The 13,572-nt window shown below is 67.4% G+C and carries 14 protein-coding genes; 2 read left to right on the top strand and 12 right to left on the bottom strand.

Going from position 1 to position 13,572, the window contains the following annotated elements:
• Positions 1-32 precede the first annotated feature (32 nt).
• Positions 33-1,430 carry an L-serine ammonia-lyase gene (locus TL10_RS20055; protein ID WP_043986997.1) on the top strand — a complete coding sequence of 466 codons (1,398 nt, stop codon included), beginning with the start codon at positions 33-35 and terminating at the stop codon, positions 1,428-1,430.
• 27 nt (positions 1,431-1,457) lie between these two features.
• On the top strand, positions 1,458-1,697 hold the full coding sequence (locus TL10_RS20050) for a hypothetical protein (RefSeq protein ID WP_043401961.1): 240 nt from the start codon (positions 1,458-1,460) through the stop codon (positions 1,695-1,697).
• A 24-nt stretch (positions 1,698-1,721) separates the two neighbouring features.
• Here the strand turns inward: TL10_RS20050 and glmM are convergent, their stop codons facing one another.
• From glmM to TL10_RS19990, 12 genes are all read right to left on the bottom strand, one after another.
• Positions 1,722-3,059 carry a phosphoglucosamine mutase gene (glmM, locus tag TL10_RS20045; RefSeq protein ID WP_043986996.1) on the bottom strand — a complete coding sequence of 446 codons (1,338 nt, stop codon included), beginning with the start codon at positions 3,057-3,059 and terminating at the stop codon, positions 1,722-1,724.
• Between the two features lie 88 nt (positions 3,060-3,147).
• Positions 3,148-3,627, bottom strand: coding sequence for a 30S ribosomal protein S9 (rpsI, locus tag TL10_RS20040; protein WP_043401957.1), 480 nt, complete (start codon positions 3,625-3,627; stop codon positions 3,148-3,150).
• A gap of 11 nt (positions 3,628-3,638) precedes the next feature.
• The gene (gene rplM / locus TL10_RS20035) at positions 3,639-4,082 is read right to left on the bottom strand and encodes a 50S ribosomal protein L13 (protein ID WP_043401953.1); all 444 of its coding nucleotides are present in this window, start codon (positions 4,080-4,082) and stop codon (positions 3,639-3,641) included.
• Between the two features lie 176 nt (positions 4,083-4,258).
• The gene (locus tag TL10_RS20030; RefSeq protein WP_043986994.1) at positions 4,259-5,533 is read right to left on the bottom strand and encodes an HAD family hydrolase; all 1,275 of its coding nucleotides are present in this window, start codon (positions 5,531-5,533) and stop codon (positions 4,259-4,261) included.
• Positions 5,534-5,549: 16 nt separating this feature from the next.
• Positions 5,550-6,332 carry an ethanolamine ammonia-lyase subunit EutC gene (eutC, locus tag TL10_RS20025; RefSeq protein ID WP_043401949.1) on the bottom strand — a complete coding sequence of 261 codons (783 nt, stop codon included), beginning with the start codon at positions 6,330-6,332 and terminating at the stop codon, positions 5,550-5,552.
• A gap of 2 nt (positions 6,333-6,334) precedes the next feature.
• Positions 6,335-7,744 (bottom strand): ethanolamine ammonia-lyase subunit EutB, encoded by a 1,410-nt coding sequence (locus tag TL10_RS20020; RefSeq protein ID WP_043986993.1) that lies wholly within the window; start codon positions 7,742-7,744, stop codon positions 6,335-6,337.
• Entirely contained in the window at positions 7,741-9,186 is a 1,446-nt protein-coding gene (gene eat, locus TL10_RS20015) for an ethanolamine permease (RefSeq protein WP_043986992.1), read from the bottom strand. The genes TL10_RS20020 and eat overlap by 4 nt, the downstream gene beginning before the upstream one ends.
• A gap of 167 nt (positions 9,187-9,353) precedes the next feature.
• On the bottom strand, positions 9,354-10,877 hold the full coding sequence (adh, locus tag TL10_RS20010) for an aldehyde dehydrogenase (RefSeq protein ID WP_043401945.1): 1,524 nt from the start codon (positions 10,875-10,877) through the stop codon (positions 9,354-9,356).
• Positions 10,878-10,991: 114 nt separating this feature from the next.
• Positions 10,992-12,284: a GAF domain-containing protein gene (locus TL10_RS20005; protein WP_043986991.1), complete on the bottom strand. Its 1,293-nt coding sequence runs from the start codon at positions 12,282-12,284 to the stop codon at positions 10,992-10,994.
• Between the two features lie 98 nt (positions 12,285-12,382).
• Entirely contained in the window at positions 12,383-12,652 is a 270-nt protein-coding gene (locus TL10_RS20000) for a hypothetical protein (RefSeq protein ID WP_131630776.1), read from the bottom strand.
• Between the two features lie 279 nt (positions 12,653-12,931).
• The gene (locus tag TL10_RS19995) at positions 12,932-13,228 is read right to left on the bottom strand and encodes a WXG100 family type VII secretion target (protein WP_043401937.1); all 297 of its coding nucleotides are present in this window, start codon (positions 13,226-13,228) and stop codon (positions 12,932-12,934) included.
• Positions 13,229-13,241: 13 nt separating this feature from the next.
• Positions 13,242-13,565, bottom strand: coding sequence for a WXG100 family type VII secretion target (locus tag TL10_RS19990; RefSeq protein WP_043401934.1), 324 nt, complete (start codon positions 13,563-13,565; stop codon positions 13,242-13,244).
• Between the last annotated feature and the right edge of the window lie 7 nt (positions 13,566-13,572).

Raw genomic sequence — 13,572 nt, 5'->3', positions numbered from 1 at the left:
CCCGTCTACGGACTTCAAAGGGGGAGATTCCGATGACCATCAGCGTGTTCGACCTCTTCTCGGTGGGCATCGGTCCGTCGAGTTCACACACCGTCGGACCGATGCGGGCAGCCGCGCGATTCGTCGACGATCTGCACACTCTCGGGGCCTTCGAGGGTGCCACCGGAGTCGCGGCCGTCCGCGTCGATCTCTACGGCTCATTGGCCGCCACCGGCGCCGGCCACGGCACCATGACGGCGATCCTGCTCGGACTCGAAGGCAACCGTCCCGAGGAACTCAGGACCGATGTCATGGAACAGCGCGTCGAGGAGATCCGGGCCGGCGGCCACATCATGCTCGGCGGCCTGCGCCCGATCCCGCTCACCGAGGCCGACATGACCCTGCGCCCGTTGACGGTGCAGCCCTTCCACCCCAACGGCATGACGCTGACCGCGCTCGATGCCCACGGTGCCGAGTTGCACCTGCAGACCTACTTCTCCATCGGCGGCGGATTCGTCGTCACCGAGGCGGAAAGCCTGGAACCGGCCGCGCGGACCGCCGCGACCCACACCCTGTCCTTCAACTCGGCCAAGGAGATGCTGGAACTCTGCCACCAACGTGGTTGCAGCATCAGCGATCTCATGCTCGCCGTCGAATGCGAGACCCGAACCGCCGATGAGGTCCGGGCCCGGCTACTGCATATCCGCGATGTGATGGTCGAATGCGAACAGCGCGGCATCGCCCGCGACGGCTACCTGCCCGGGTCGATGCGAGTGCGCCGCCGGGCCAAAGACTGGTACGAGCGTCTCAATGCCGAGGATTGGAACAAACAGCCCGAATTCGCCGAGGACTGGGTCAATCTCGTCGCACTGGCCGTCAATGAGGAGAACGCGTCCGGCGGCCGGGTCGTCACCGCTCCCACCAACGGCGCCGCCGGCATCGTGCCCGCGGTGATGCACTACGCCGTGCACTACACCCGGGCCGGCCGCCGGGACCCGGACGGCACCGCGGTCCGTTTCCTGCTGACGGCCGGGGCCATCGGTTCGCTCTACAAGGAGCGGGCATCCATCTCCGGCGCCGAGGTCGGGTGCCAGGGCGAGGTCGGCTCGGCCGCGTCGATGGCTGCTGGTGCACTCGCCGAAATCCTCGGCGGCACAACCGAACAGGTCGAGAACGCCGCCGAGATCGCCATGGAGCACAGCCTCGGGCTCACCTGCGATCCCATCCAGGGCCTCGTGCAGGTGCCGTGCATCGAGCGCAACGCCATCTCGGCCGGTAAGGCCATCAACGCAGCGCGGATGGCCCTGCGCGGCGACGGCGCCCATTACGTCTCGCTGGATCAAGTCATCGAGACCATGCGGACCACGGGTGCCGACATGCTGTCCAAGTACAAGGAAACGTCCACCGGCGGCCTCGCGGTCAACGTGCCGGTGAACTACGTCGAATGCTGAATGTTGTTGTAGGAGAGGGAGACAACCATGCACCTCGACTGGTACGACCGGGGCATCCTCGCCTTTGTGCTGGGTTGCGAGTCGGGTTCAGGACCATCCGACGACGCGTCCCTGGCACAGTTCGGGATCACCACGCCCCGGGTGATGCGTCGCTTCGACGCCGTCCTCGACACCGTCAGATCACATCAGATCCCGCTTGATGACGCTGACCTGACGCTCGTCCGCCAGGCTGTCGACTATCGAGACCACATGCCGCGCACGGGGTAACCCGGCCACTCCCGCCGAAACTCGCTAGGGCTGGTCGCTGACCGACTCTGCGACGCGGAACGCCACCATCCGCGCGGTGTCCTCGTCGGCGGCTTCCACCATGACCCGGACCACCTGTTCGGTTCCGGAGGGCCGCAACAGGATTCGGCCAGTATCGCCGAGTTCGGCCTCGGCTTCGGCAACCGCGGTCTGCACTGCCGGCGCCTGCGCCACCGTGGTCTTGTCGGCCACCTCGACGTTGATCAGCACCTGCGGCAACGTCTTCATGGGCGCGCACAGCCGCGCCAGGGACTCCCCCGTCTGCGCCATGCGCGACATCAGCCGCAGTCCGGTGACGATGCCGTCACCGGTGGTGCCGAGCTCGGGCATCACGATGTGGCCGGACTGTTCGCCGCCGAGGGCGAACCTGCCGGCGCGCAGCTCCTCGAGCACGTACCGGTCCCCCACGCCCGTGATGCGAACCTCGATGCCGGCTTCGCGCATGGCCAGGTGCAGACCGAGGTTGCTCATCACGGTGGCCACCAACGTGTTCGAGACCAGCTCGCCCGCGTCGCGCATGGCCAGCGCCAGCACCACCATGATCGCGTCACCGTCGACCAGCGCGCCCGACGCATCGACGGCCAGACAGCGGTCGGCGTCGCCGTCATGGGCGAGGCCCAGGTCGGCCCCGTGCTCGATGACGGCCTGTTGCAGCTGCGCCATGTGGGTGGAACCGCAGCCGTCGTTGATGTTGAGCCCGGTCGGCTCGGCGCTGATCGCGATGACAGTCGCGCCCGCGGCCCGGTACGCCTGCGGGGCCGCGGCCGAGGCGGCGCCATTGGCGCAGTCGACGACCACTTTCAACCCGGCCAGCGGCGCAACCGCGGCCTTGGCGGCGTGGGTGAGGTAACGGTCCAGCGCGTCGGCGGCGTCGAGAACGCGTCCGATGCCGGCGCCCGTCGGCCGGGTACCCGGACCGGCAGCGACCAGTTCGGCGATGCGGTCCTCGGTGTCGTCGTCGAGCTTGTGCCCGCCGGCGCCGAAAATCTTGATGCCGTTGTCCGGCATTGGGTTGTGCGAGGCGGAGATCATCACGCCGAGCTGCGCGTCATAGGAGGCGGTCAGATACGCCACCGCGGGGGTCGGCAGCACGCCGGCCCGCAGCACGTCGACGCCCTCGCTGGTGATGCCGGCGATGACCGCGGCCTCCAGCATCTCGCCGCTGGCCCGGGGATCTCGTCCAACCACCGCGACACAACGGCCGGCTCCTGAGGTCGAGCACAGCCGTCGGGCTGCCGCAGAACCCAGCGCCAGCGCCAACTCGGCCGTCAGATCACGGTTTGCGACGCCACGTACGCCATCGGTGCCGAACAGCCGACTCATAGACCCGCTTTCCTTCAGAGATGTCCTCATGAAACGCCGAAGGCGGGCGTGTCCAGACTGCGACACGCCCGCCCACGAGCAGAAACGATCAGCGCTTGCTGTACTGAGGCGCCTTACGGGCCTTCTTGAGGCCGTACTTCTTGCGCTCGATGGCACGCGGGTCACGGGTCAGGAACCCGGCCTTCTTCAGTGCCGGACGATCCTCAGGCTGAACAATGATCAGCGCACGGGCGATGGCCAGACGCAGCGCGCCGGCCTGGCCCGAGGGGCCGCCACCGTCGAGGTGGGCGTAGATGTCCACCGTCTCGACGCGGTCGACGGTCACCAGCGGGGCCTTGATCAGCTGCTGGTGCACCTTGTTCGGGAAGTAGTCCTCGAGGCTGCGGCCGTCCAGGTTGAACTTGCCGGTGCCGGGCACCAGGCGAACGCGGACGACGGCTTCCTTGCGGCGACCGACGGTCTGGATCGGACGGTCGATGTACACGGGCTCGCGGGGGGCCGACTCTTCGGCCGCCTCGAACTCGGGCGCTTCGATTACTTCTTCGGTCACTTCGGTCACTTCAGTCACGTCAACTTCAGTCACTGGGCCACCTGCTTGATCTCGAAAGGAATCGGCTGCTGAGCGGCGTGCGGATGGTCAGGACCCGCGTACACCTTCAGCTTCTTCTGCACCTGGCGCGCCAGCTTGTTGTGCGGGAGCATGCCGACGATCGCGTTCTCAACGGTGCGGGTCGGGTGCTTCACCAGCTGTTCGCCAATGGAGCGCTTGCTCAGACCGCCCGGGAAACCCGAGTGACGGTAAGCAAACTTGTCGGTGAGCTTCTTGCCCGACAGGGCAATCTTCTCGGCGTTGATGATGATGACGAAGTCACCCTCATCGGAGTTCGGCGTGAACGTCGGCTTGTGCTTGCCGCGGAGCAGCTTGGCTGCTTCCACGGCGAGCCGGCCGAGCACCACGTCTTGGGCGTCGATGACGTACCACTTACGCGTGGTGTCACCCGCCTTCGGCGTGAATGTAGGCACAGCTATACCTCTTCTTCTCGGGTTGAGTCCCGGTGCTATCCGGGTGTCGGTCAAGTGCGCGACCTGGTATTTCCCGGCGACCGACGGTGACCCGGGAACCACTGGCCTGACGGCCTGCAGCGCACCAACGTGGGAGCTTACCCGCGGGCGTCGCCGCAGGTCAAAACGCGCAGAGGTCAGTACACCCGGTCCTGCTGGTCAGGCACGACGCTGCCGTCCGGCCGGTGCAGCGGCGCCTTCGCGCCCGTCGGCTCGATGTAGCCCTTCGTCGCGCAGGCATACGGCTCGCTCTGCTTCTTGGGGTCGATGAACATCGGGTTGACCAGCCAGTTTCCGCCCGCGTTGTCGTACGCCGTGCACATCAACTCGGTCTTGTTCCGGTTGAGTACCAGGCGCAGGGCAGTGGCGTCGGTCAGGAACGTGACGTCGGTGTCGGAGTCGCCGGCGGCGAACGCGGCGCGCTTGGGTTCAGGCAGTTGGGTGAACGCGGCCGGGCCGCTGACCCCGAACACCTCTTCATTGACCCGACAGCGCTTGCCCTCGATATAGGTGATGGCGGTTTCGCCGCCGCAGGGCACCAGCCGCGGTGTCAGCACATCGCCGTCGCGTTCGGTCCGCACACCCATCACGTGATCGGCGGGGATACCGAGTTCTTCAGCCCACACCCGGGCAATCAGCTCGGGCGAGGCCGAGATGACTCGCACGTCGAATCCGTTGGCGTGCAAGGCTTCCACGAGGTCGCGCATCTGCGGGTAGTAGCGCACCCAGGCGGTCTCCACCCCGCTGCCGATCTTCTGCTCGGCGCCGACCGGGGCATCGAGGTTCTCCGTGCGGGCCGCCTTCGCGAATTCGGTCAGCTCGGATTCCGACCAGCCGGCGAGCATCTGCGCGTTCCAGGCGTACGCCGGTTCGACTCGGCGGGCGTTGAACCCGGCGAATGCGGGTTCGCCGGCCTTCGTCTCGCTGCCGGTGTAGACCGAGATGATCTCGTCGGCGCACGCGGTGTCGGTGTCGGTCGCCATCGGCTGGCCCGGCTTGGCCGCGGCGCAGGCCCGGCTGAGGGCCGAGGCGGCCTGCGGGGTCAGGAACGTGCTGGTAGACGCCCAATTGCCGTCGGACGGTGCCCGCAGCTTGCCGTTGCGCACCATCCAGAAGAACGTGGCGTCGCCGATGTCGTTCTTGACCAGGGTGTTGTCCCAGTCGAACAAAGCCAGGGGCGCACCCGCGTTCACCGAACCGGTCGCGCCGCACGTGCCCAGCTTGGCGAGCATGGCGTCGATCCGGTCGCGGTTGTCGCCGTACCAGGCCGCGCTCTCCGCCAGCGTCCGGCACGACGCCTTGCTGGTGGCCGGCGATTGCGCCGCCGGGGTGCTGTCGTGGCTGCTGCAGCCGGACACGGCGAGGAGGCCGGCCAGGGCAGCGGCACCGGCCAGTCGGGTAAAGCGGGTCACGGTTCTCCTGGTGGTGTCAGGTCAGTTCGGCGGCGCTGGGCGCCTCGAGCGAGGTGTCACGTGAGGTGTCCTTGAGGTCGACGCCGGACCGGCCCAAGGCGCGGGCACCGGACACCAACCCCGCGGCGACCCTCGCGGCCTCGGTGTAGCCGAGGCCCTCGGGCGGATGGATGTTCGAGATGCAGTTGCGGTCGGCGTCGGTACGCCCCGGGATGGGCAGATGCGTCAGGTAGATGCCCAGGCTGTCGGCGACGGACAGGCCCGGCCGCTCCCCGATGATCACCAACAAGGTCCGCACTTTCGCCGCCGCGCCGATGTGGTCGCCGAGGGCGACGCGGGCCTGGGTGGCGATCACCGGCGGCGCCAGCGTGTAGTCGTCACGCAGGGTGGCCACCAGTTCGGCGAGCAGCGCCGGACCGTGTTTGGCCAGGGCGTAGGGCGAGAGCCCGTCGGCCAGCACGAAGCCGATGTCGGCCGGCGTCTCCAGGACATTCATGGGCTCGGCCGGGATCCGGCCCAGGTCGGGACGGCGCAGATACTCGCTGCGGGACTCGGCCTGGCTGCGGACCACCGCGGGTTCACCGAGGCCGATGTCCCGGACCCGGGCCGCGAGGGTGTCGACGTCGAGCGGCTCGTGCACGGCGTCCCGGGCAGCGGCATGGGCCGCCGCCAGTTCGAGTACCTCGCGGGTGGGCAGCGCGTTCCCGGCACGGCCCAGCCCGATACGGGCCTGGGTGGTCTTGCGGAGCTCGTCCCAAAACTGTTGGACGGCGACGGCTTCAGAGTTCTCCGAGGTCATCGTCAGCCCGCCGCCGTCAGCGCACGCAGCGCCGAGCGCTGCAGATCGAAGTTGGTGAGCTTGCCGGCGTCATCGGTCATGCCGACCTTCTTGAGCCAGGCCTCGAACTCGGGCGCGGGCTTCAATCCCAAGGTGCGACGGACCGCCACGACGTCGTGGAAGGACAGGCTCTGGTAGCCGAGCATGACGTCGTCGGCGCCGGGCACCGTGATCACGAAGGCGCAGCCCGCCGCGGCGAGCAGGGTGAGCAGGGTGTCCATGTCGTTCTGGTCGGCTTCGGCGTGGTTGGTGTAGCAGACGTCGACGCCCATCGGCAGGCCGAGCAGCTTGCCGCAGAAGTGATCTTCGAGCCCGGCGCGGATGATCTGCCGGCCGTCGTAGAGGTACTCGGGGCCGATGAAGCCGACGACGGTGTTGACCAGCAGCGGGTCCAGGGCGCGGGCGACGCCGTAGGCGCGGGTTTCCAGGGTCTGCTGATCGACGGGCCGGCCGCCGGTGCCGAGGTGGGCACCGGAGCTCAGGGCCGAGCCCTGCCCCGTCTCCAGGTACATGACGTTGTTGCCGACAGTGCCGCGGTTCAGGGACCGGCCGGCCTCGTTGCCTTCCCGCAGCAGCGCCATGTCGACACCGAAGGCCTTGTTGGCGCCCTCGGTGCCCGCCACGGACTGGAACACCAGGTCCACCGGAGCGCCGGCCTCGATGAGACCGATCGTGGTGGTGATGTGGGACAGCACGCAGGACTGCGCCGGGATGTCGTAACGGCTGCGGATGTTGTCGAGCAGGTGCAGCAGGTCGGCGGTGGCCTGCGGCGAGTCGGTGGCCGGGTTGATGCCGATGACGGCGTCGCCGCAACCCATCAGGAGACCGTCGAGCACCGCGGCGGCGATGCCGCGGGGGTCGTCGGTCGGGTGGTTGGGTTGCAGCCGGGTGGCCAGGGTGCCCGGCAGCCCGATGGTGCTGCGGAAGGCCGCGTGCACCTGGGTGGCCGCGGTGACGGCGATCAGGTCCTGGTTGCGCATGATCTTGCTGACCGCGGCCGCCATCTCCGGCGTGATGCCGGGTGCGACGGCCGCGATCCGGCCTGCGGCGTCGTCGCCGGCCACCGCGTCCAGCAGCCAGTCCCGGAACGCTCCCACCGTCAGGTGGGAGATTTCCGAAAATGCCTGCTGGTCATGGGAATCCATGATCAGACGGGTGACCTCGTCGGTCTCGTAGGGCACCACCGCGTCATTGAGGAAGGTGTCCAGCGGAAGCTCGGCCAGCGCCCACGCCGCGGCGGCCCGCTCGGCGTCGCTGTGGGCCGCGCACCCGGCGAGTTCGTCACCGGAGCGCAGCGGCGTGGCCTTGGCCATCAAGTCGACAAGGCCGTCGAAGGTGTAATTCACCCCCGAAATCCGCTGGTGGTACTTCATTTCAGCTCGTCCTCGGCTTCTGCGAGCATCGCGAACTCTTCATCAGGAGAGTTTGCCACCAAACGGTGCCGGCTGTAGAGCGCGAAGTACAGCATGAACGCGCAGAACACCAAGAGACACAGACCGGCGGCGACCGGGTTCACCAGGAAGGTCGCGATAACCGCGACAACCGCGATGACGAGAGCGAACGACGTGGTCACGATGCCACCCGGGGTGCGGTACGGCCGCGGCATGTTCGGCTCGCGACGACGCAGCACGATGTGACTGACCATCATCAGGACATAGCTCACCGCAGCGCCGAAGACGGCCATGTTCAGCAGCAGGTCGCCCTTGCCGGTCAGCGACAACAGGAAGCCGATGACGCCGGGGACGATGAGCGCGAGCGTCGGCGCCTTGCGCGAGTTGGTCACCGACAGCTGGGTCGGTAGGTAGCCCGCCCGGGACAGGGCGAACAGCTGGCGCGAGTAGGCGTAGATGATCGAGAAGAAGCTCGCGATGAGGCCGGCCAGGCCGATGTAGTTGACCAGCTTGGCTCCGGCGCCGGAACCGAGTGCCTCCACCAGCGGGTTGCCCGAGCCCGACATCTGTTGGGCCCCACCGACACCCGTGGTGAGGATCAGCACGACGGCGCAGGTGACCAGCAGGACCGTCATTGCCGCGATGATGCCGCGCGGCACGTTCTTCTCCGGGTTGGCGGTCTCTTCGGCGGCCAGCGGCACACCTTCGATGGCCAGGAAGAACCAGATGGCGAACGGGATGGCGGCCCAGATGCCGAGGTATCCGTGCGGCAGGATGTCGGAAGCTCCGGCCGCTCCGGTGTCAACGGCGATGGTGGTCAGGTTCGAAATGTCGAACTGCCCGACGGCACAGACCGCGAAGATCACCAGGCCCAGCAGGGCGATCGCGGTAATCACGAACATCACCTTGAGCGCCTCACCGACGCCGGACAGGTGGATGCCGATGAAGAAGGCATAGGCCGCGAGATACACCCACCAGCCGTTGTGAATCCCGAAGAGCCCCAACGATTCTACGTACGCGCCGATGAAAGTCGCGATGGCGGCCGGGGCGATCGAGTACTCGATCAGGATCGCGGTGCCGGTGGCGAAACCACCCCATGGACCCAGCGCGCGGCGGGCGAAGGTGTAGCCGCCGCCCGCGGCGGGCAGCGCCGAGGACAGCTCGGCCATGCCCAGCACCAGGGCCAGGTACATGCCGGCGATGATGACGGCCGCGATGGCGAGGCCACCGAAACCGCCTTGCGCCAGACCGAAATTCCAGCCGGAGTAGTCGCCGGACACCACGTAGCTGACACCGAGGCCGGCGAGCAGCAGCCAGCCCGCCGTGCCCTTCTTCAGCTGACGTTTCGCGAGGTATTCGTTGCTCTCGACGTGTTCTTCGACACCGTGAGCGGAGTGCTCACTGGGTGGATTGGTGATGGACACTGCAGACTCCTGAGGGGGATGGCGGGATGCCGAGGTGGCCTGCCCCCAGGAGCTATCTGGTGCCGGCCGGAATCATTTTGTCGCCGTACGCATTTGAGATGCGTCGACCGAGCCCGAAGCGAGCGCCCGCGTATTCGGGGGTTACGCGGGCGCTCGCGGATCGGGGATCAGAAGAAACCTTGAGCCTTCGTCGAGTACGAGACGAGCAGGTTCTTCGTCTGCTGGTAGTGGTCCAGCATCATCTTGTGGTTCTCCCGGCCGATGCCGGACTGCTTGTAGCCGCCGAACGCGGCGTGCGCGGGGTACATGTGGTAGCAGTTGGTCCACACGCGACCGGCCTTGATGTCCCGGCCGGCCCGGTAGGCGACGTTGCCGTTGCGCGACCAGACGCCGGCGCCCAGGCCGTACAGGGTGTTGTTGGCGATGGAGATGGCGTCGTCGTAGTCCTTGAACGACGTCACCGACAGGACCGGCCCGAAGATCTCTTCCTGGAAGATGCGCATGCCGTTGTGGCCGGAGAAGACCGTCGGCGTCACGTAGTAACCGCCGCTGAGATCGCCACCGAGCTCGGCCCGCTCACCACCGGTGATCAGCTGGGCGCCTTCGGATTTGCCGATCTCGATGTACGACAGGATCTTCTCGAGCTGGTCGTTGGAGGCCTGCGCGCCGATCATGGTCTCGGTGTCCAGCGGGTCGCCCTGGCGGACGGCCTTGGTGCGGATCGCGGCCAGCGCCAGGAACTCGTCGAAGATGTCGGCCTGGATGAGGCTGCGCGACGGGCAGGTGCAGACCTCGCCCTGGTTCAGCGCGAACATGGTGAAGCCTTCCAGGGCCTTGTCCTGGAAATCGTCGTTGGCGGCCATGATGTCGCTGAAGAAGATGTTCGGGCTCTTGCCGCCCAGCTCCAGGGTGACCGGGATCAGGTTCTGGCTGGCGTACTGCATGATCAGCCGGCCGGTGGTGGTCTCACCGGTGAAGGCGATCTTGGCGATGCGGTTGCTCGACGCCAGCGGCTTGCCCGCCTCGACGCCAAAACCGTTGACCACGTTGACAACACCCGGCGGCAGCAGGTCACCGATGAGCGAGAACAGGAACATGATCGAGGCCGGGGTCTGCTCGGCGGGCTTGAGCACGATGGCGTTGCCGGCGGCGAGCGCGGGCGCCAGCTTCCAGACAGCCATCAGGATCGGGAAGTTCCAGGGGATGATCTGGCCGACGACGCCGAGGGGCTCGTGGAAGTGGTAGGCGACGGTGTCGTCGTCGATCTCGGAGAGCGAGCCTTCCTGGGCCCGCAGCACGCCCGCGAAGTAACGGAAGTGGTCGACCGCCAACGGGATATCGGCGTTCAGGGTCTCGCGCACCGGCTTGCCGTTGTCCCACGACTCGGCAACGGCGATGGCCTCGAGGTTCTGCTCCATGCGGTCGGCGATCAAGTTGAGCACCCGGGCGCGGGCGGCCGGCGCGGTCTTGCCCCAGGCGGGCGCGGCGGCGTGCGCGGCGTCGAGCGCCTTCTCGATGTCGGATTCGTCCGAACGGGCGATCTCACAGAACACCTGGCCCGTCACCGGGGTACGGTTCTCGAAGTAGCGTCCGGCAGCGGGTGCCACCCACTCGCCGCCGATGAAGTTCTCGTAGCGGGCCGGGTAGGTCATCACCGAACCCTCGGCACCGGGACGCGCGTAAACAGTCATGGGTTCACTCCTCGCAATGGGTGACATACACAGATGTGCTGCTGGTCACTTACGGTACGCAGAAGTGGGTTGCAACACAGTTGCATCGTTCAACGCGATTGAACCGGGACCGCGTCAGCCGAGGTCGGCGTCCAGTCCCGCCAGATGTCCGACGGCCTGCGCCCGCACGACCGGGTCGGCCGACGGGTGGTTGCGCAGCAGCTGCCAGCCGTGCCGGTCGTCGCGCCCGTCGGGCAGGGCCAGCCAACGGCGCAACAGGCCGACATGTCCGGCCGCGGAGGCCGACAGCACCGCAGTGCGCAGGCTCTCCCCCAACTCGGTGCGCAGCCGGGCGATCGCCGGCGACACCGACTGCGGCAGCAGCGCACCCGAGTAGTGCGACAGGGCTGCGTCGACGTCGCCGCGGTGCAGCGCGGCGAAGACCTCGGCGACATCGCTCTCGATCGGGGTGAGCAGCCGGTAGGGCCGTGACGCCACGTACTGCGCGCCGATCACGCGGCGCAGGCGGGACATCTCGACGCGGATGGTGACCGAGTCAAGATCGTTGTCGTCCAACAACATTGCGAGATGGTCGGCGCTCAGGCCCTCGGGATGGCGGCTCAGCAGGACCAGGATGTCGGCGTGCCGGCCACTGAGGGTGTGCTGGTGGGGTTGTCCGTCGTCGCCGGTGGCGATCCAGCGCGGACGGTCGCCGCCCAGCACGGTCAGCCGAGCCGCGATCACCGGATTGGCGGCCGGCTGGAGCAGCCGTTGCAGCGCCAGGTGGTTCTCGATGGCCATCACCGTGGCGCGCACCAAGCCGAGGGTCTGCGCGGAGGCGATCTGGCTGTCCCCGGTCAGGTCGACGCAGCCGATGAGTTCGCCCGTCGTCGGATCGTGCACGGGCACCGCCGTGCAGGTCCACGGCTGCACCAGCCGGGCGAAGTGCTCCGAGCCATGGATCTGCAGTTCCCGGTCCAAGGCCAGCGCGGTGCCCGGGGCGTTGGTGCCGGCACTGCTCTCGCTCCAGTTGGCGCCGGGCACGAAGTTCATGGCCTCGCCCTTGCTCAGCGCCGTCGGGTCACCTTCCACCCAGAGCAGGGTGCCGTCGGCCGCGGCGACCGCGACCATGACGCCGCTGTCCTTGGCGTCCTCGACCAGCAGCTTGCGGATCACCGGCAACGCGGCAGAGATGGGCTGGTCAGCGCGGATCTGGTCCAGGGTCTTCGGCACAACAGGGGTGAACTGCGCACCGCCGCGGTCCGGGTCGACGCCCGTGGCCAGGCTGCGGCGCCAGCTGTCGGCGATGACGGGGCGGACCGCGGCGGGGTCCAGGTGCTGGGCGTCGATCTCACCGGTGACGAACCGCTGGTGTACCGCGCGCAGCACTGAGCCGGCCGGCGACCCCTTGGTGCGGCTGGTTCCCACGACACTCACACTCCTCGCAGGTCGGATACACACCTGCGTGGCCGCCAGGGTAGTCGACCTGGGTGTTCTACGACACGATCTTGCCCCTGGGACGTGAGTCAGGCAGCGCTGACTATCGTCGCTGTGCTCAGCAGGTCCTTCAGGCCGGCCGTGCTACGACCGAAGTATCCCGAGCCGACGAGGGCTGATGCCGCAGCAATTTCCGCCTCCGTAAGCCCATCGTTCTGCAACGCCTCGGTCAACCCGTCCAATGCCAGTAACCGCCAGTCGTGATAGTCGATGCTCGTCAACCGAACAGCCACCTGACGCTCCGACAGCGCTGGGCGCCGTCGATCAAAGATCGACCTACCGAGCTCGGCCGCGTTCACGATCCCAGTCTATCTGCGTCATTGGATGTCCAGTCGCCAAATACCAGCTGCGCGTCCCCAATACCGGCCGCACCCGAAGGACTCCGCTTACGTTCAGGTAGCGACCGAAAAGGCTGAAACCGTCCCCTCGCACTCGTTGCGGCGGCGCTTTCCGCTCGGCGCTGCCCACTCTCGTCTCCCGGTCTATCTCGCTCTGCCGGCCGGCCAGGCGAAATGACTGTGTGGCCCCGCCCCCGGCTCTCCATTCCAGGGGCAGGACCACACAGGGCTTCTGGTGGGCTAGAAAACCCAGTCGCCGGCCGCGCGCCGGTCGGTGGCCGCGATGTCGTCGGCGCCGTCCCGGACGGCGTTGCCGAGGCTGTGCAGAATCTCGTTGAGGGCGGCCGCCGACTGGTTCCAGCGGGCCTGCTCGGCCTGGAATGCCTCGGCGGCTTCGCGGGTCCACGTCTGTTGCAGAGGCGCGACCAATTGCCGAAGTTCTTCCAGCGACGTGTTCATCCGTGCCGACGTGGCATGAATCTGTTGGCGGACGGTGAATTCGATCTCGCCGAAGTGGTAGGACAGTGCTGATTGCATGTGCTGTGTCCCGTCAGATCGTGTGGCCGGTAGCGCCGATGCGCTGGGCGTGCGTGTCGGCCGCCTGGCTCAGCACCGCGGCATTCGATCGGATGGTTTCGGCGATACGTTGAAGCGAGGCATGCAGTTTCATCGACTCGCCGTTCCACCGGTTCACCACGTCCTGGAATCGGGTCGCCGCGACACCGCCCCACACCGTCGGTGGGATGGCCGTCATCTGGCCGATGAAGTTGCCGAGCATGGCCCTGATCTCCTCGTTGCGCACCTCGACCTTGCCTGCGATACCCGTCATCAGATCGAAATCCGTAGTCAGGGTGCCACTTTGCGGAGCTGTCATGATTTCC

The organism is Mycolicibacterium llatzerense (assembly GCF_000878195.1).
In the GTDB taxonomy this organism is placed as follows: Bacteria; Actinomycetota; Actinomycetes; order Mycobacteriales; family Mycobacteriaceae; genus Mycobacterium; species Mycobacterium llatzerense.
This window is presented reverse-complemented; position numbering and strand designations above follow the sequence as displayed.